Origin of the sequence: Pseudomonas sp. YY-1, assembly GCF_002843095.1 — a bacterium.
GTDB lineage: Bacteria > Pseudomonadota > Gammaproteobacteria > Pseudomonadales > Pseudomonadaceae > Aquipseudomonas > Aquipseudomonas sediminis_A.
This window is the reverse complement of record NZ_PJLX01000012.1, coordinates 150,227-168,100: the sequence shown is the minus strand read 5'-3', so window position 1 is coordinate 168,100 and position 17,874 is coordinate 150,227. Positions and strand designations below refer to the sequence as shown.

The following is a 17,874-nucleotide window of genomic DNA, read 5'->3' as shown; positions in this document are numbered from 1 at the left end:
AGTTATTTTGCCGCTATAGTCGTCGCTTCGACCCTGACCGAGGCTTACCGCCATGCCCCGCTGCTTCTGGTGTACCGACGATCCGCTGTACCAGGCCTATCACGACGAGGAATGGGGCGTGCCGCAGCGCGATGCCGGTCATCTGTTCGAGATGCTGCTGCTCGAGGGCGCGCAGGCCGGCCTGTCGTGGATCACCGTGCTGAAGAAGCGCGAGCGTTATCGCCAGGTGCTGCACGGCTTCGATCCCGAGCGTCTGGCCCGCCTCACTGACGAAGAGATCGAGGTGCTGATGCAGGATCCCGGGATCATCCGCAACCGCCTCAAGCTCAAGGCCGTGCGGCAGAACGCCCAGGCCTGGTTGCAGCTGGAGGATCCGGTGACCTGGCTCTGGTCATTCGTCGGCGGCGCACCGAAGATCAACCACTTCAGCGACCGCAGCCAGATGCTGGCAGTGACGCCTGAAGCCGAGGCGATGAGCGAGGCGTTGCGCAAGGCGGGCTTCAACTTCGTCGGGCCGACCATCTGCTATGCCTTCATGCAGGCCACGGGTATGGTGATGGACCACACCACCGACTGCGACCGCTATGCGCAACTGAAGGACTCATGACCACCATCACCACGCTGGATGAATTGCAGGCACTGTACGGCGAAAGCCATGAGCGCTCGCGGCGCAAGGAACTGCCGCGGCTGATCGAACCCTACCGCGCGCTGATCGAAGCCTCGCCCTTCGTGGTGCTGGCGAGCGTTGGCCCGGATGGCCTGGATTGCTCGCCGCGTGGTGATGCGCCGGGCTTCGTGCAGATTCTCGACGACCAGACCCTGCTGCTGCCGGATCGCCCCGGCAACAATCGCATCGACAGCCTGCGCAATATCGTGCTCAACCCGCAGGTGGCGCTGCTGTTCCTGATTCCAGGCGTCGGCGAGAGCCTGCGAGTCAATGGCCGTGCAGAAATTTCCCTCGACCCCGAACTGCTCGAAGTGGGCCGTGCCCAGGGCAAGCTGCCGCGCAGCGTGCTGCGCATCCATATCGACAGCTGCTACTTCCAGTGCTCCAAGGCGGCGGTGCGTTCCGGGCTGTGGGATGCATCGCGCCAGGTGGAGCGCGCCAGCCTGCCGAGTGCGGGCGACATCTTCCGCTGTATCTATGAGGAATTCGACGTCGAGGCCTACGAGCGCGATCTGCAACAGCGGCTGCGGACGAGCCTTTACTGACTGAGCCGGCCCTGGTCGTTACGCCTTGTCTTGCCTGCCTCACCAACGTTTTTGAACGTCCTGTTAAACTGGGCGCTTTGCAGAAACGCTTGGAGTCTCTCGTGGAAAAACTCAAGGGCGCCCTGGTGGTCGGGTTCCTGCGCCTGTTCGCACTGCTGCCCTGGCGCGCCGTGCAGGCCGTGGGCAATGCCATCGGCTGGCTGATGTGGAAACTGCCGAACGGCTCGCGCGATGTGGTGCGCATCAACCTGAGCAAGTGTTTCCCCGAGCTGAACGAGGCCGAGCTGGACAAACTGGTCGGGCAAAGCCTCAAGGACATCGGCAAGACCCTGACCGAAAGTGCCTGCGCCTGGATCTGGCCGGCGCAGAAATCGCTCAAGCTGGTGCGCGAAGTGGAAGGCCTGGAGGTGCTGCAGCAGGCGCTGGCCTCCGGCAAGGGCGTGGTCGGCATCACCAGCCATCTGGGCAACTGGGAAGTGCTCAACCACTTCTACTGCAACCAGTGCAAACCGATCATTTTCTACCGCCCGCCGAAGCTCAAGGCGGTCGACGAACTGCTGCAGCAGCAGCGCGTGCAGATGGGCAACCGCGTGGCGCCGTCGACCAAGGAAGGCATCCTCAGTGTCATCAAGGAAGTGCGCAAGGGCGGCGCCGTGGGTATTCCGGCCGACCCGGAGCCGAGCCGTTCGTCGGGTGTGTTCGTGCCCTTTCTCGGTACCACCGCGCTGACCAGCAAGTTCGTGCCGAGCATGCTCACTGGTGGCAAGGCGGTCGGTGTGTTCCTGCATGCGTTGCGTCTGCCGGATGGCAGCGGCTACAAGGTGATCCTTGAGGCGGCCCCCGAAGGCATGTACAGCGAGAACGTCGAAGAAGGCGTGGCGGCGATGAGCGAAGTGGTATCGCGCTACGTGCGCAGCTACCCGAGCCAGTACATGTGGAGCATGAAGCGCTTCAAGAAGCGGCCCGAGGGTGAGGCCAAGTGGTACTGACGTACTGCCACTGAGCATGATGATGAACGAAGGCGCCTCGATGGCGCCTTTTTTCTGTCGAGCGTTGGGAATTGTTTCGATTTTGCGTTATTAAAGGCTGCATCGTCCGCCTACCCCCGGAGCCTCCATGCCGAACCAGCGCCAGCAGGTGCGTACCCCGATGAAGTGCCGGATCAAGATCAGCCACCCCAGCTTCGGCGAGCTGCTGGCGCAGACTCGTGATCTGTCCGATAGCGGTGTCTACGTGAAGCACCCGGACATGGTCAGCTTGTCGGTCGGCACCGAAGTGATCGGCCAGGTACAGGATCTGCCTTTCCCCGCCCCGGTATTGAAGATGGAAGTGATGCGCGTGGATCCCGAAGGGGCCGGCCTGAGGTTTCTCGGCGAGGCCTGAACGGCGTCAGCCAGTTCAGACATTCGCAACGAGCGTTTCGGCTCAATGGAACATTTTGTTACATCTACACTCTGATCTAGGCCTCACTCCGAGGTGGCGTCCATCAGAGGCGTTTTCGACATGAGTCGAGCGGTATCCGAACTCCCCGCTGAAAGCGCAGGCGCGCCAGATCTTCCTCCCTCTCCCCAATCCGGCTGGCTGCAACGCAACCGACACCTGATCGGCCTCGGCCTTTCGCTGCTGTTGTTCGGCCTGGCGCTGGTCGCCTGCTGGCACCTGGTGCGCGAGATCAACCCGGATCAGGTGCGTGAATCCCTGGCGGCCGTGCCGCCGCAGGCTTTGCTCGGCGCCTTGCTGGCCACCGTGCTGGGCTTTTTGTTGATGCTCGCCTACGAGTGGTCAGCCAGCCGGTATGCCAATGTCGACCTGCCGCCGCCGACCCTGGCGCTCGGCGGTTTCTGCGCTTTTGCCATCGGCAATGCCGTGGGCCTGTCGGCGTTGTCCGGTGGTTCGGTGCGCTACCGCCTGTACGGGCGCAATGGGCTGAGCGCGGGCGATGTGGCGCGCATGAGCCTGTTCGCCAGCCTGTCGTTGGGCGTCAGCCTGCCGATTCTCGCGGCATTGGCGGCTCTGTTCGATCTCACGGATGCCTCGGCTGCGCTGCGCCTGTCCGAGCCTGTGCTGGCAGTGTTCGCCGTTGCGATACTGCTCGCGGCACTGGTGGTGGGGCTGCTGGTTAGCCGGAAACGCCTGGCCGAGCGCCCCGCGCCTGGCTGCTGGCAAATCGATCTGGGCCGCTTCAGTCTGCGTCTGCCCGGTTTGCGCATGAGCCTGACGCAGCTGTTGATCAGCAGCCTCGACGTACTGATCGCTGCCAGCGTGCTGTATCTGCTGCTGCCCGAGGCGCCGCCTTTCTCCTCCTTCGTGCTGATCTACATGCTGGCACTGGCAGCTGGTGTGCTCAGCCATGTGCCGGGCGGTGTCGGGGTATTCGAGGCGGTGCTGCTGGCGGCCTTTTCCTCGCGTATCGACCCGGCCGGGCTGGTCGCGGCCATGCTTCTCTATCGCCTGCTCTATGTGATTTTGCCGCTGGTGGCGGCTGGGCTCCTGCTGCTGGCTGCTGAGGCGCGTCGCCTGTGGTTCCCGCGGCAGGTGGCGCGCATGGCCAGTGGTATGGCGGTACCCCTGCTGGCGCTGCTGGTGTTCTGCGCCGGTGCGGTGCTGCTGTTCTCCGGGGTGACGCCGACCATGGACGAACGCCTGGAGGCGCTGGATTTCCTCATACCGCCGCAACTGGTGGCGGCCTCGCACCTGGCGGCCAGCCTGGTCGGCACGCTCTGCCTGCTGCTGGCGCAAGGGCTGCGCCGGCGCCTGTCGGCGGCCTGGGCACTGACCCTGGTGCTGCTCTGCCTGGGCGTGGTGTTGTCACTGCTCAAGGGCTTCGACTGGCCGGAGGCCTTGGCGTTGGCGGCCATCGCGGGCTTGCTGGCGCTGTTTCGCCGCGAGTTCTACCGACGTAGCCGGTTGATGGACGTGCCGGCCTCCGGCTTGGTGCTGGCGGCCACCGCCGGAGTGATCGCCGCCTCGGTGTGGCTGCTGCTGTTCGCCTATCAGGATGTCGCCTACAGCCATCAGCTGTGGTGGCAGTTCGAGCTGGATGCCAACGCCCCGCGCGGCCTGCGGGCGGCGCTGGGCAGTGCCCTGGTGCTGCTGGCGGTCAGCCTGACCTGGCTGCTGCGCGCCACGCCGCCAAGTATCAGCCTGCCGGACGAGGATGCGTTGCTGCGTGCCCGTGCCATCGTCCAGGCCTCGCGCCAGCCTGAGGGTGGCCTGGCACTGAGTGGTGACAAGGCGTTGCTGTTCCATCCCGATAGCGAAGCTTTCCTCATGTATGCCCGTCGCGGGCGCAGCCTGGTGGCACTGTTCGACCCCATCGGCCCGCCTGCGGCACGTGCCGAGCTGATCTGGCAGTTCCGCGACCTCTGCGACCGCCACCATGCGCGGCCGGTGTTCTACCAGGTGCGCGCGGAGAACCTGCCCGGTTACATCGATATCGGCCTGACTGCGCTGAAGCTCGGTGAAGAGGCGCTGGTGGATCTGAAGACCTTCGACCTGGCCAGCAACGGCAAGGAGATGAAAGCCCTGCGCTACACCTGGAATCGCGGCCAGCGCGATGGCCTGAGCCTGGAGTTCCACGCGCCCGGCCAGGTGCCGATGGAGGCGCTGCAGGCGATCTCCGACGCCTGGCTGCAGGGTAAGAACGTACGCGAGAAAGGCTTTTCCCTCGGCCGTTTCAGCCCTGAATACCTGGCACATTTTCGCGTTGTGGTGGTGCGCTTCGAGGGCCGCGCGGTGGCCTTCGCCAACCTGCTGGAATGCGAAACGCGCGCGGTGGCCAGCCTCGACCTGATGCGCGTACTGCCGGATGCGCCGAAGTCGACCATGGAATTCCTCATGCTTGGCCTGATCCAGCAGTTTCAGAGCGAGGGCTATGCGCGCTTCAGCCTTGGCATGGTGCCGCTGGCCGGCCTGCAGACGCGCAAGGGTGCGCCGCTGCCGCTGCGTCTCGGCGCGGTGGTGTTCGACCGTGGCGAGAACTTCTACAACTTCCAGGGCCTGCGCCGCTTCAAGGACAAGTTCCTGCCGCAGTGGGAGCCGCGTTACCTGGCCGTGCCGGCCGGGCTCGACCCCTGGGTGGCATTGGCCGACACCGCCACGTTGATCGCTGGCGGCCTGGGTGGATTGGTGAGGCGTTGAAATGAGCAGGACGACAAGGACGCTGGGTGGATTGTTGCTGGTTGCTGCATTGGGCGCCGGAGCATTTATCTGGTGGTGGTCGATGCATGCCGTGCCTCATCTGCAAACGCTGCAGATACAGGGCACGCCGGCGCAACTGCTGAGCCAGGGCGAGGCGCGCCAGCGTGTGCTGCTGATCGCGGCGCCTGACCAGGCGCTGGATGACGCGACGTTGCAGCGCCTGGCCGAGGCGGGCAACCTGCGCCTATTGCAGGTGCCTTTCGTGGCAGGCGATTGCCACGCGCAACAACGACTGATCAGCCAGGCCAGCGAGGAGTTGGGCGGCGCGCCGACCCTGGTGGCCGGTATCGGCCCGGCAGCAGCCTCGGCCTGGCGCTGGCTGGCGGCACAAAGCGACGACCAGGCCCTGGCGCTGTCGGTCGGTTTCGACCTGGCCAAACCCGATTGCGCCGAGCCCTTGCCGAACAAGGCCGAGCACGGCCATTGGATCGCCCTGTGGAACGATAACCCGGGTGACGACAACGCACGTTTCCTGCGCGAGCAGAATAACGGTGAGCCGCGCATCGGTGCGTTGGGCACGCCGCTGCCGACCCTGCTGGCCGATCAGTTGCAGCATTTGCTCGCCGGCCAGGGCGCGGCGATGCCGGTGATCGAGCATCCCTCGGAGCAACCGGCCGATACCCTGACCCTGTTCTATTCCGGCGATGGTGGCTGGCGCGATCTGGACCGCGCCTCGGCCGAACACATGGCGGCTGCCGGTTATCCGGTGGTGGGCATCGACACCCTGCGTTACTACTGGCAGCACAAGAGCCCGGAACAGAGCGCCGCCGACCTGTCGCGACTGATGCAGCAGTACCGCGACAAGTGGCATATCAAGCGCTTCGTGCTCGCCGGCTATTCCTTCGGTGCAGACGTGTTGCCGGCGATCTACAACCGCCTGCCGGCCAGTGATCAGCAGCAGGTCGACGCCATGTTGCTACTGGCCTTTGCCCGTAGCGGCAGCTTCGAGATCGCCGTCAGCGGCTGGCTCGGCAAGGATGGCGCGGAAGCGGCCACCGGCCCCGAACTGCGCAAGGTGCCGGCGGCCAAGGTGTACTGCATCTACGGCAGCGAGGAAGCAGCCGAGAGCGGCTGCACCGAAGCCGGAGCGCCGGGGGAGCAGCTGATGATCAAGGGCGGGCACCACTTCGATGGTGATTACGCGGCGTTGGCGCAGAAGATGCTGGCGGCGATCAAGGCGCGGCAGCCGCGTTAGTCTCGCTGACGCATGCCGAACGGATTGCCCTGATTCTGTAGGAGCGGATTCATCCGCGAAAAATCGCGGCTAAAGCCGCTCCTACGGAAACGGTAGAGAGCTCTGATTGCTCCCCGCCTCCCACAGTGCGCCTCAGTGCGCCTCGTTCACCGCGCTGAGAAACGCCTTCGTCCTTTCCTGCTGCGGGTTGCCGAACAGCTGGTCCGGCGTGCCCTGTTCATGGATGCAGCCCTGGTGGAAGAAGCACACGCGGTCGGCGAACTCGCGGGCGAAGCCCATCTGGTGGGTGACCATCAGCATGGTCAGGTTGTGCTCGCTGCCGAGGCGGCGAATCACGTTGAGCACTTCGCCGCACAGTTCCGGGTCGAGCGCCGAGGTCACCTCGTCGAACAGCATCACCTTGGGTCGCATCGCCAACGCACGGGCGATGGCCACGCGTTGCTGCTGGCCGCCGGAGAGCTGCGAGGGGAAATGGCGCAGCTTCTCGCCCAGGCCGACCATCGCCAGCAGGTCCTCGGCGCGTTCGGTGGCTTCCTTCCTGCCCATGCCGAGCACCTGCATTGGCGCCTCGATCACGTTCTGCAGCGCACACATGTGCGGGAACAGGTTGAAGCTCTGGAACACCATGCCGATCTTGCCGCGCACCTTGCGCTGGTGGCTGGCGCTGGCCGGCACCAGGCGGCCGTCGCGACCGGGCATGTGGGTCAGCGGCTCGTCATCGACGGCGATCACGCCTTCGTCGATGCTCTCCAGAGTCATCAGCGCGCGCAGCAGGGTCGACTTGCCCGAGCCGCTGGGGCCGATGATCGCTACCTTCTCGCCGGGGGCGACATCCAGGTTGAGCTTGTTGAGTACGGTGAGGTTGCCGTAACGCTTGGTCACGTCGGTGAAGCGGACGATGGGCTGGGGCATGGAGGAACTCCCTGCAGCGTTTGTAGAGTTTAGAAAAGCAGTCATCGGGCAGTGACCTCCAGGCGATCTTCCACGCGCCGCACGCACCAGGCCAGGGCCAGGCTCAGCAGCAGGAAGAAAAGACCGACCATGGTGATGGGCTCGAGGTAGCGGAAGCTCTCCGAGCCGATGTTCTTGGCTTGTTGCATGATTTCCACCACGGTGATGGCCGACAGTACCGGGGTGTCCTTGAGCATGGCCACCAGATAGTTGCCCAGCGCCGGCAGGATCGGCCGCAGTGCCTGCGGCAGGATGATCTGCCTATAAGCCGACAGCGGCGACATGTTCAGCGCCGTCACCGCCTCCCACTGGCCGCGCGGCACCGCGTCGAGGCCGGCGCGATACACCTCGGCGGTGTAGCAGGCGTAGTGCAGGGCGATGCCGAGGATGCCTGCCTGCAGCGCGGTGAGGTTCAGTCCGTAGTTGGGGAACACGTAGAACAGGAAGTACACCTGGATCAGCAGCGGCGTGCTGCGGATGAACTCGATCAGCCCGGCCACCGGCCAGGACAGCCACAGGTGCTTGCTGCGTCGGGCGATGGCCAGCAGCAGGCCGAGCACGATGGCAATGGCGAAGCCGGCGAAGGTGATCAGCAGGGTATTGAGCGAGGCCTTGAGCAAATCCGGGAGGATGCTCAGGGCGAAATCCCAGTCGAAGAAATTCATTGCAGGCCTCCGCGCATCCGGCCACGGCTCAGGCGTTTTTCCAGCAGGCGCATACCGAGGTTGATCACCTGGGCCATGAGGAAATACAGGATCAGGGCCAGAGCGAAGATCTCCAGGGTCATGAAGGTCGCCTGATCCAGCTGACGGGCGCGGAAGGCCAGGTCAGACAGGGTGATCAGCGACACCAGCGAGGTGTTCTTCAGCAACTCGATCAGCAGGTTGGTGCCTGGCGGGATCGCTGCCAGCAGTGCCTGCGGCAGGATGATGCGCAGGAAACGCTTCGACGGTCGCATGTTCAGCGCGGTGCAGGCCTCGTACTGACCTTTGGCTACCGAGCGGATGGCGCCGCGCATCACTTCCGCGCCATAGGCGCCGATATGCAGGCCGAGGCCGACGATGGCCACGGTGAAGGCGCTCATCTCGACGTTGAACGGTGGCATCGGCAGCACGAAGTACAGCCAGAACAGCTGCACCAGCAGCGAGGTGCCACGGAAGATCTCGATGTAGGTGATCGCCAGCCAGCGCAGCGGAGCGATGGGCGACAGCCGGCCGAGGGCGGCGATAACAGCCGAGACGATGGCCAGCAGCGAGCCCCAGAAGGTGACTTGCACGGTGACCCAGGCGCCTTGCAGCAGCAGGGGAAGAAGATCGGTCATGAATGTCTACCGCTCTATGCACGAAAGCGCGCCGCGCACCGGAGTGCGCGGCGTGGTCCGTTCATTACTGGCCGCAGAGTTCGGCGGCGGTCTTGTCGGTGATGTTGGACTGGTCGAAACCGAAGGGCTTGACCGTGGCCAGGTGCTCTTCGCTGCCGATCCATTTCTTCAGCTCGGCATTCACCGCATCGCGCAGGTCCTTGTCTTCCGGGCGGAAGGCCAGGGCGCCGTAGCCGGTGTGGGCTGGATCGTCCTTGAATTCGGCGATGGCTTCGACGCTGTCGCCGCCCTTGTCGGCCAGACCTTTCATGGTCAGCTGAGTGCCGACTGCCGCGTCGGCGCGACCGGCGCGCACGGCCTGCAGCTGTGCGGTGGTATCCGGTACCTGGAGGATCTGGTCATCGGTGATGCCGGCGCTACGGGCATAACCGAGGTTCACCGTGCCGGACATGATCGCCACCTTGGCGCCGCTCTTGGCGATGTCCTCGTAGCTGTGCAGGTCCTTCGGGTTGCCGGTTTTCACCAGCAGGGTATCGGGCAGCTGGTAGTGCGGGTCGGTGAACAGCACCTGCTTGCAGCGCTCGGGGGTGATGTACATGCCGGCGGCGATCAGGTCGAAGCGGCTGGCGCGCAGGCCGGGGATCAGCGAACCCCACTCGGTGAGCACCGGGTTGATCTTCTCGACGCCCATGCGTTCGAAGATCTTCTTGACGATCTCTGGCGACTCGCCGGTGACGCTGCCGTCGAGGGCGGTGTAGGCGAATGGTGTTTCATTGGCGTAGCCGATACGCACGCTGCTGCTGTCCTTGACCTTGTCCAGGGTCGAGGCCTGGGCACCGGCAGCGAGACCGGTGAGCAGGGCGCAGGCCAGTGCGAGGCGGCCGAAGCGGGAGGGGATAACGCTACTCATCTTGGTGTTCTCCTGTTTCTTGTAATCCGCCAACGGCGGCGTGCTGTGTTAGGAGGCAGGTAAATCAAGAGCGTTGGTGCGCAGTAGGCCTGCGCCGGGTGGTGTTCTTTTGAGTTGCCTGAGGCACTGTTTTCCACCCTTGGGCCGAGCATACAAAGGCTTTTTTGGCTACGGCATTGCACTAGGACAATTGAATCGTAACGCCTCACGCGGGATGCTTGAACGCAGTCGCCGGAGGAGCCATCGATGCACAACTGGAAGAAGGCCCTGGCCAACGCTCGCCCGGGCGAATCGAAATACAAGCTGCTGGTCCAGGCGGTCGCCGCCGATATCGAACAGGGTACCCTGATCGACGGCCAACGGTTGCCGCCGCAACGTCAGGTTTCAGACGCGCTGGGTATCAGCGTGCAGACCGTGACCAACGCCTACAAGGAGTTAGAGCGTCAGGGCCGCGTGCGCTGCGAGGTGGGCCGTGGCAGCTTCGTCTCACGGCGCACCAGCGAGCGCGTGGCCACCAGCATGCTCGATCAAACCGAGCAGGCGCTGATGGACTTTTCCAACGCGCGCATCCTGCATACGGCTGATCACGACCGCCTGTGGCGACAGACCTGCCTGGAGTTGGCGCAGGAGCCGGACCAGCCGTGGATTCACGCCTTCCGCCCGATTGCTGGCATGCAGCATCAGCGCGAGGCCGCGGTGCGCTGGCTGGCGCGCCTGGGTATGGATGTCGGCATCGAGGATGTGCTGCTGACCAGCGGCGCCGCCCACGGTATTTTCCTCGCCTTGGCTACCTTGGCCGGCCCGGATGACGTGGTGCTCTGCGAAGGGCTGACCGACCACGGCGCCATCGGCAGTTCGCAGGTGCTCGGCTTCACCCTCAAGGGCCTGGAGATGGATCGCTACGGGCTGAACCCCGAGCACTTCGAGGACATGTGTGGCAACGAGCGGATCACCGCGCTGGTCTGCACGCCCAACCTCAACAACCCGACCAGCGCACTGATGCCCGACGAGCGCCGCCGCGAGATCGCCGAGATCGCCCGCCGCTATGGCGTGTACATCATCGAGGACGACGTCTACGGCCCGCTGCTGGCCGGCCAGCAAGCCACGCGGCCGCTCAGTCATTACGCGCCGGAGCTGTCGTTCTACTGCACCAGCATGACCAAGTCGGTGCTCACCGGTCTGCGTATCGGCTACCTGGTGATGCCCAAACGTCTGGCTCTGCGTACCGAGAGCATCCTGCGGGTCAACAGCTGGATGGCGCCGTCGCTGCTCGGTGAAATCGCCACGCGCTGGATCGACTCGGGCGAGGCCGAGGATCTGGTGCAGTTACAGCGACAATTGCTGGCCAACCGGCAGGCGCTGGTGGAGCAGGAGCTGGGCGAACACCTGATCGGCAACCACCCCTATTCGCTCAACAGCTGGCTGCGTGTGCCCGAAGGCTGGGAGACCGATGGCCTGCTGCGCGAGCTGCGCCGGCGCAACGTCGCGCTGACCTTGCCCGACCCCTTCGTCCCGCCAGGCATGCCGAGGCCGCGTGCAGTGCGCCTGTGCGTCGGCGCCGAATGCAGCGAAGCGAAGATGCGCCAGGGCGTGCAGATCGTGCGTGACGTCTTCGAGCAGTACCCGAAGGTGCATGATTTCTAGCGCTGTTGAAGAGTTTCGCGGCTGAAGCCGCTCCTACAACACCTCCAACGGTACAAGGATTTAGCTCCCTCTCCCGCTTGCGGGAGAGGGTTGGGGAGAGGGGCTCTTGTAGCCCGGATGAAATCCGGGAGTGGTTTGCTTCGATGCTTCCCGGATTTCATACAGGCTACAAGCGGATGCGTGCGTCGCCCCCTACGGTTGACGTGTCTGTAGGGTGCGCCGTGCGCACCGATTTCCACACGGTACAAACGCCCAGATAAAAAATCGTCCTAGTACATTCAGCCGCTCAATTTCCCGCTCATACACTCGGCCGCACACCTTCTCGGAACGTGCGCCATGTCTTCCATCACCGCCGATGATCTACTCAAGGCCCGCCAGCGCATTGCCGGCCTGGTGCGCCAGACGCCGCTGGAGCATTCGCCCAGCCTGAGTCGCCTGGCCGGTGTGCCGGTGTGGTTGAAGCTGGAGTCGCAGCAGGCTACCGGTAGTTTCAAGCTGCGCGGCGCGAGCAACGCGGTCGCGCAGCTGGATGCCGAGCAGAAGCGCCTCGGCGTGGTCACGGCCTCCACCGGCAACCATGGCCGTGCGCTTGCCTTCGCTGCCTCGCAGCAGGGCGTGAAGGCCATTGTCTGCCTCTCCGAGCTTGTGCCGCAGAACAAGTTGCGTGCCATTCGCGAGTTGGGCGCTGAGGTGGTTATCAAAGGCCGCAGCCAGGACGATGCCCAGCTCGAAGCCCTGCGTATCGCTCGCGAGCAGGGCGCCGCATTTATCCCGCCATTCGACCACCCGCATGTGATCGCCGGCCAGGGCAGCCTGGGCCTGGAGATTCTCGAACAGTGCCCGGACGTCTGCGAAGTGCTGGTGCCTCTGTCCGGCGGCGGCTTGTTCGCCGGTGTGGCGCTGGCGATCAAGGCGGCCAGCCCGGCGATTCGTACCCACGGCATCAGCATGCAGCTGGGCGCCGCCATGCATGCCAGCCTCGAGGCTGGTGAGCCAGTCGAGGTGGAGGAGCTGCCGACCCTGGCCGACTCGCTCGGCGGCGGCATCGGCCTGGACAACCGCTTCACCTATTCCATCACTCGCGAGCTGTGCGATCAGGTTCACCTGCTCGACGAGGCCTCCATCGCCCGCGGCATCCGCCACGCCTACCGCGAAGAAAGGCTGGTGGTCGAGGGCGCCGCAGCGGTCGGCATCGCCGCTTTGCTCGATGGCCTGATCGAACCGCGTGGCCCGGTGGTGGTGGTGATCAGCGGCCGCAACATCGACATCGACCAGCACCTGCGCGTGCTCAATGGCGCCGACGCCTGAGGAGCTTCCATGGCCAAGACCCTGATTCTCAACCAGGCCGACCTGCGCGACTGCGTCGGCCTCGACAGCGACAGCCTCGAAGTGGTGGAAAACGCCTTCCGCCTGCTGGCCACTGCCGCCGTGGCGATGCCGCCGATCCTGCGTCTGGACGTGCCCGAGCATAACGGCGAGGTAGACGTGAAGACCGCTTACCTGCCCGGCGTGGCGCACTTCGCGATCAAGGTCAGCCCCGGTTTCTTCGACAACCCCAAGCTTGGCCTGCCCAGCCTCAATGGCCTGATGATGCTGTTCTCGGCACAGACCGGCCTGGCCGATGCGCTGCTGCTGGATAACGGCTACCTCACTGCCGTGCGCACTGCCGCCGCCGGCGCCATTGCCGCCAAATGGCTGGCCCGCGAAGATGCCAAGGTGGTCGCCATCCTCGGTGCCGGTGAGCAGGCGCGCCTGCAGTTGCAAGCCCTGCGCCTGGTGCGCGAGGTGCGCGAGGTACGTATCTGGGCGCGCGATCCCGCCAAGGCCCAGGCCATGGCCGCCGAGCTGGACGATGCGCGCGCAGTGGACAGCGTCGACGCGGCGCTGGATGGCGCCGATATCGCCATCACTACCACGCCCAGTCGCGAGCCGCTGATCCAGCCGCAGCACCTGCGCTCCGGCCTGCATATCACCGCCATGGGCTCGGATGCCGAGCACAAGAACGAGATCGCCCCAGCCGTGCTGGCGCGGGTCAATGCCTATGTCGCCGACCGCCTGAGCCAGACCCGTGTGCTGGGTGAGCTGCACCACGCCATCGCCGCCGGTCTGGTGCATGCCGAGGATGACTTCGCCGAGCTCGGCCAGGTCATCGCTGGGCAACGTCCCGGTCGCACCGCGCCCGAGCAGATCACCCTGTGCGACCTGACCGGCACTGGAGCACAAGACACCGCCATCGCCAGCCTCGCCTACCAGCGCGCCGTCGCGGCCGGCAAAGGCCTCAGTTTCGATTCATGAAACCTGCGGGCGCGGCACGCCGCGCCTGAATAACCGTTCCATCACGAGGGCAACGCAATGTCCGAAATCGTCGTCAACCTCCCCTTCAGCCGGGAGGAATATGCCCAGCGCCTGGCCAAGACGCGTAGCGCCATGCAGGCCAGGGGCATCGAGCTGCTGATCGTCACCGACCCGTCCAACATGGCCTGGCTCACTGGCTATGACGGCTGGTCGTTCTACGTGCACCAGTGCGTGCTGCTGGCGCTCGATGGCGAGCCGGTCTGGTACGGCCGTGGCCAGGACGCCAATGGCGCCAAGCGCACGGTGTTCATGCAGCAGAGCAATATCGTCGGCTACCCCGACCATTACGTGCAGTCCACCGAGCGCCACCCGATGGACTACCTGTCCAAAGAGGTCATCGCTGCCCGTGGTTGGGACAAACTCAGCATCGGCGTCGAGCTGGACAACTACTACTTCAGCGCCGCCGCCTATGGCTCGCTGCAGCGCAATCTGCCCAACGCGCGTTTCGTCGATTCGACTGCGCTGGTCAACTGGCAGCGGGCGATCAAGTCGCCCACCGAGATCGGTTACATGCGCATCGCGGCGAAGATCGTCGAGAAGATGCACGCGGCGATCTTCGACAAGATCGAACCGGGCCTGCGCAAGAACGAGCTGGTCGCCGAGATCTACCGCACCGGCATCCTCGGTGCAGACGGCCATGGCGGCGACTATCCGGCCATCGTCCCGTTGCTGCCCACCGGCGCCGATGCCAGCGCGCCGCACCTGACCTGGGACGACTCGCCGATGATCAGCGGCGCCGGCACCTTCTTCGAGATCGCCGGCTGCTACAAGCGCTATCACTGCCCGCTGTCGCGCACCATCTACCTGGGCAAGCCGCCGCAGCATTTCCTCGACGGCGAGAAGGCTGTGGTCGAAGGCATCGCCGCCGGCCTGGATGCGGCCAAGCCGGGCAACACCACCGGCGACATCGCCCGCGCCTTCTTCAAGGTGCTGGAGAAGTTCGGCATCCACAAAGACAGCCGCTGCGGCTACCCCATCGGTATCAGTTATCCACCGGACTGGGGCGAGCGCACCATGAGCCTGCGCCCGAGCGACGAGAGCGTGCTGCAGCCGGGGATGACCTTCCACTTCATGCCCGGCCTGTGGCTGGACGACTGGGGCCTGGAAATCACCGAGTCGATCCTGATCACCGACAGCGGCGTGGAAACCTTCTGCGACGTACCGCGCAAGCTGTTCGTGAAGGATTGATGCCATGACCGACGTTCTGCGCGACAACCCCATCAGCCCCACGGTCGATTTCGACCGTGATGGCGTGCAACACGGCTTTCTCAAGCTGCCCTATTCCCGTGACGATTCGGCCTGGGGCGCGGTGATGATCCCGGTGACCGTGGTGAAGAATGGCAGCGGCCCCACCGCGCTGCTTACCGGTGGCAACCATGGCGACGAATACGAAGGCCCGCTGGCGTTGAGCAAGCTGGCCCAGCGCCTGCGCGCCGAGGACGTCAGTGGTCGGGTGATCATCGTGCCGTTCATGAACACCCCGGCGGTGCAGGCGGGCACCCGTACCTCGCCCATCGACAAGGGCAACCTCAACCGCAGCTTTCCTGGTAAGCCGGACGGCACGGTGACGCAGAAGATCGCCGACTACTTCCAGCGCACGCTGCTGCCGCTGGCCGACGTTGTGCTGGACATTCACTCCGGGGGCAAGACCCTGGATTTCCTGCCCTTCGCCGCCTGCCACGTTTTGCCCGACAAGGCGCAGGACGCCGCCTGCGCGGCCGGCATGCGTGCCTTCGCCGCGCCCTACTGCATGCGCATGCTGGAACTGGACGCAGTGGGCATGTACGACACCGCGGCCGAGGAACAGGGCAAGGTATTCGTCACCACCGAACTGGGTGGCGGTGGCAGCAGCACGGCGAAAAGCCTGGCCATCGCCGAGCGTGGCGTGCGCAACCTGCTGATCCACTTCGGCCTGCTACAGGGTGAGATCGAGGCCGGCGAGTCGGTGATGCTGGATATGCCCGACGGCGACTGCTTCGTCGCCAGCGAAGACGATGGCCTGCTGGAAATGTGCCGCGACCTCGGTGATACCGTGGAGAAGGGCGAGGTGATCGCGCGGGTGCACAGCGCGCGTCGTACTGGCGCGCCGGCCACCGAATACCGAGCAAAACGTAGCGGCCTGCTCGCTGCCCGGCATTTCCCGGGGTTGGTGAAAAGTGGTGATACCCTCGCGGTCATCGCCGAGGTGGTGGACTAGAAACGGTCGCGGCTAAAGCCCCTCCCATAGTCTGAGTGTCCCGTGGGAGGGGCTTTAGGGCATCTCAAAAAACGTAGGCGAGGCAGCCAGCGCAAGGCAAAAACAGGCGAAAAAGCGCAGTTTACGCGCTGTAAATGAGCATTTTGAGCCTGTTTTTAACGCAGCGATGGCAACGCAGGTAGTTTTTAGAGGTGCCCTTTAGCCGCGATCTGGCCTTTACATCTTTAAACCCCTAGCCAACCGAGAAACCGATGCACAAGCTCGACCGCTATGACCTGAAGATCCTGCGCATCCTCGCCGAGGATGGGCGGATCACCAAGTCGGCTCTGGCCGAGGCGATCAACCTCTCGGTGACGCCGGCCTGGGAGCGGGTGCGCAAGCTGGAAAGTGCCGGGTTGATCAAGGGCTACCGCGCGCAGATCGACTGGGCGGCGCTGTTTCGCAGCCAGCAGGTGCTGGTGGAAATCACCCTCGCCCGCCACACCGCGCAGGATATGCGCCGCTTCGAGCAGCGCCTGAGCGAGGCGCCGGAGGTGGGCTTCTGCTACGCCACCGGCGGCGGTGTCGATTACATCGCGATGATCCGTGCCCGCGATATCGACCACTACCAGCGCTTCATCGACCAGCTGCTGCTCGAAGACCTGGGCATCGAGCGCTACTTCACCTACATCGTCACCAAGACCATCAAGGCGGACACGGCGGGTGCGCCCGCCGAACTGGATGAGTAACGGACGCCAACCACCAGATGCCGAGCGCCCGTAGGGTGGGCTAGCCGTCGCCGGAGTATTCGAACATTTCGCCATGTTGGTTGCGGCGTAACCCACCCTACGGGAACTGGTTCGACCGACACGGGAATGCGGTATTAGAGCTTGCCTTTCACCGCCGCCAGCCCATCGCCGCCATCACGGGTTTTCACACCCTCCAGCCAGCCATCGAGTACCTGCGGGTTGACCTTGATCCAGTTCCTGATCGCCGTGGCATTGGCCACCTTGCGGTTGAGCACGTCGTCCATGATGGTGTTCTCCATCTCCTGGGTGAACTTCAGGTTGGTCAGCAACTTGCCCACGTTCGGGCATTCGGCCACATAGCCCTTGCGCGCCAGGGTGTTGACCGAGCCGGTACTGCCGAAGAATTTCTCGCCGCCCTTGAGGTACTGCATGTCGAACTGCACGTTCATCGGGTGCGGTGTCCAGCCGAGGAACACCACGAACTCGTCGCGCTTCACCGCGCGGCCGACCTGTACCAGCATCGCCTGCTCGCTGGATTCCACCAGCTGCCAGTCGCCGAGGCCGAACTCGTTGCCGGTGATCATCTGGCGGATGTAGTCGTTGGCCGGCGAGCCGGAGCCGATGCCGTAGATCTTCTTGCCGAACTTGTCGGCGAATTTGGCGAGGTCGTTGAAGTCCTTCACGCCGGCTTCATGGGCGTAGGTCGGCACGGCCAGGGTGTATTCGGTGCCGCCCAGGTTTTCCACCACCTTGTCGATCTGCCCGCTGGCCACGTAGCGGTCGTAGTCGTGCTGGCCGGCCGGCATCCAGTTGCCGAGGAACACATCGACCTGCCCTTTCTGCAGCCCGGCGAAGATGATTGGCACGGCCAGGGTGCGCGTCTGCGCTTTGTAGCCCAAGCCATCGAGCAGCAGGCTGGCGATGCCATTTGTCACGGCGATGTCGCTCCAACCGGGATCGGCCAGGGTCACCGTGGAGCAGCTGGAGTTTTCGGTCTGCGCCTGGGCGCCGTGGGCGAGTGCCAGGAGCGAGGCGCCGAGCAGGAAGGCTTTGAGCGTCATGAGTGAATCCTTTCCGAAGATGAGTCGCTCCGCGACCTTAACGGCCGAGGGCCGGAGGCTCAACCTCCGAGTCGTGATTGGACGCGATTGGTCGGGAATA

At 64.6% G+C, this 17,874-nt stretch carries 17 protein-coding genes; 12 read left to right on the top strand and 5 right to left on the bottom strand.

The features are described 5' to 3' along the window. Window positions 1–52: 52 nt before the first annotated feature. The 6 genes from CXP40_RS17525 (at window position 53) to CXP40_RS17500 (ending at window position 6,607) form a co-directional block, all read left to right on the top strand. Complete coding sequence (locus CXP40_RS17525; RefSeq protein ID WP_106734802.1) at window positions 53–607, top strand: DNA-3-methyladenine glycosylase I; 555 nt, start codon at window positions 53–55, stop codon at window positions 605–607. Next, window positions 604–1,212 carry a pyridoxamine 5'-phosphate oxidase family protein gene (locus CXP40_RS17520; RefSeq protein WP_106734801.1) on the top strand — a complete coding sequence of 203 codons (609 nt, stop codon included), beginning with the start codon at window positions 604–606 and terminating at the stop codon, window positions 1,210–1,212. The genes CXP40_RS17525 and CXP40_RS17520 overlap by 4 nt, the downstream gene beginning before the upstream one ends. Before the next feature lie 101 nt (window positions 1,213–1,313). Beyond that, window positions 1,314–2,201 carry a lysophospholipid acyltransferase gene (locus tag CXP40_RS17515; protein ID WP_106734800.1) on the top strand — a complete coding sequence of 296 codons (888 nt, stop codon included), beginning with the start codon at window positions 1,314–1,316 and terminating at the stop codon, window positions 2,199–2,201. Between the two features lie 127 nt (window positions 2,202–2,328). After that, window positions 2,329–2,595, top strand: a complete 267-nt coding sequence (locus tag CXP40_RS17510) for a PilZ domain-containing protein (protein ID WP_106734799.1) — start codon at window positions 2,329–2,331, stop codon at window positions 2,593–2,595. 120 nt (window positions 2,596–2,715) lie between these two features. Next, on the top strand, window positions 2,716–5,352 hold the full coding sequence (gene mprF, locus CXP40_RS17505; RefSeq protein WP_106734798.1) for a bifunctional lysylphosphatidylglycerol flippase/synthetase MprF: 2,637 nt from the start codon (window positions 2,716–2,718) through the stop codon (window positions 5,350–5,352). Window position 5,353: 1 nt separating this feature from the next. Continuing rightward, window positions 5,354–6,607: a virulence factor family protein gene (locus tag CXP40_RS17500; protein ID WP_371916969.1), complete on the top strand. Its 1,254-nt coding sequence runs from the start codon at window positions 5,354–5,356 to the stop codon at window positions 6,605–6,607. A 132-nt stretch (window positions 6,608–6,739) separates the two neighbouring features. On the opposite strand, the gene ehuA is transcribed toward CXP40_RS17500, so the two are convergent. The 4 genes from ehuA to ehuB form a co-directional block, all read right to left on the bottom strand. After that, window positions 6,740–7,519, bottom strand: a complete 780-nt coding sequence (gene ehuA / locus CXP40_RS17495) for an ectoine/hydroxyectoine ABC transporter ATP-binding protein EhuA (protein ID WP_106734796.1) — start codon at window positions 7,517–7,519, stop codon at window positions 6,740–6,742. Between the two features lie 41 nt (window positions 7,520–7,560). After that, on the bottom strand, window positions 7,561–8,223 hold the full coding sequence (gene ehuD, locus CXP40_RS17490) for an ectoine/hydroxyectoine ABC transporter permease subunit EhuD (protein WP_017676297.1): 663 nt from the start codon (window positions 8,221–8,223) through the stop codon (window positions 7,561–7,563). Next, window positions 8,220–8,879, bottom strand: a complete 660-nt coding sequence (gene ehuC / locus CXP40_RS17485; protein WP_106734795.1) for an ectoine/hydroxyectoine ABC transporter permease subunit EhuC — start codon at window positions 8,877–8,879, stop codon at window positions 8,220–8,222. The genes ehuD and ehuC overlap by 4 nt, the downstream gene beginning before the upstream one ends. Before the next feature lie 64 nt (window positions 8,880–8,943). Beyond that, complete coding sequence (gene ehuB, locus CXP40_RS17480) at window positions 8,944–9,789, bottom strand: ectoine/hydroxyectoine ABC transporter substrate-binding protein EhuB (RefSeq protein ID WP_106734794.1); 846 nt, start codon at window positions 9,787–9,789, stop codon at window positions 8,944–8,946. Between the two features lie 246 nt (window positions 9,790–10,035). On the opposite strand from ehuB, the gene CXP40_RS17475 reads away from it, so the two are divergent. The 6 genes from CXP40_RS17475 to CXP40_RS17445 all read left to right on the top strand — a co-directional run bounded on the left by CXP40_RS17475 (window position 10,036) and on the right by CXP40_RS17445 (window position 16,713). Next, entirely contained in the window at window positions 10,036–11,433 is a 1,398-nt protein-coding gene (locus CXP40_RS17475) for a PLP-dependent aminotransferase family protein (protein ID WP_021487463.1), read from the top strand. Between the two features lie 336 nt (window positions 11,434–11,769). After that, window positions 11,770–12,741 (top strand): hydroxyectoine utilization dehydratase EutB, encoded by a 972-nt coding sequence (gene eutB / locus CXP40_RS17470; RefSeq protein WP_106734793.1) that lies wholly within the window; start codon window positions 11,770–11,772, stop codon window positions 12,739–12,741. A gap of 9 nt (window positions 12,742–12,750) precedes the next feature. Next, window positions 12,751–13,728, top strand: coding sequence for an ectoine utilization protein EutC (gene eutC / locus CXP40_RS17465; RefSeq protein WP_106734792.1), 978 nt, complete (start codon window positions 12,751–12,753; stop codon window positions 13,726–13,728). 57 nt (window positions 13,729–13,785) lie between these two features. Next, a complete protein-coding gene (gene doeA / locus CXP40_RS17460; RefSeq protein WP_106734791.1) occupies window positions 13,786–14,976 on the top strand; it encodes an ectoine hydrolase DoeA in 1,191 nt (396 codons plus the stop codon). Window positions 14,977–14,980: 4 nt separating this feature from the next. Then, the gene (gene doeB, locus CXP40_RS17455) at window positions 14,981–15,985 is read left to right on the top strand and encodes a N(2)-acetyl-L-2,4-diaminobutanoate deacetylase DoeB (protein WP_106734790.1); all 1,005 of its coding nucleotides are present in this window, start codon (window positions 14,981–14,983) and stop codon (window positions 15,983–15,985) included. A 251-nt stretch (window positions 15,986–16,236) separates the two neighbouring features. After that, entirely contained in the window at window positions 16,237–16,713 is a 477-nt protein-coding gene (locus CXP40_RS17445; protein WP_106734789.1) for an Lrp/AsnC family transcriptional regulator, read from the top strand. Between the two features lie 134 nt (window positions 16,714–16,847). On the opposite strand, the gene choX is transcribed toward CXP40_RS17445, so the two are convergent. Next, on the bottom strand, window positions 16,848–17,774 hold the full coding sequence (gene choX / locus CXP40_RS17440; RefSeq protein WP_106734788.1) for a choline ABC transporter substrate-binding protein: 927 nt from the start codon (window positions 17,772–17,774) through the stop codon (window positions 16,848–16,850). Window positions 17,775–17,874: the final 100 nt, after the last annotated feature.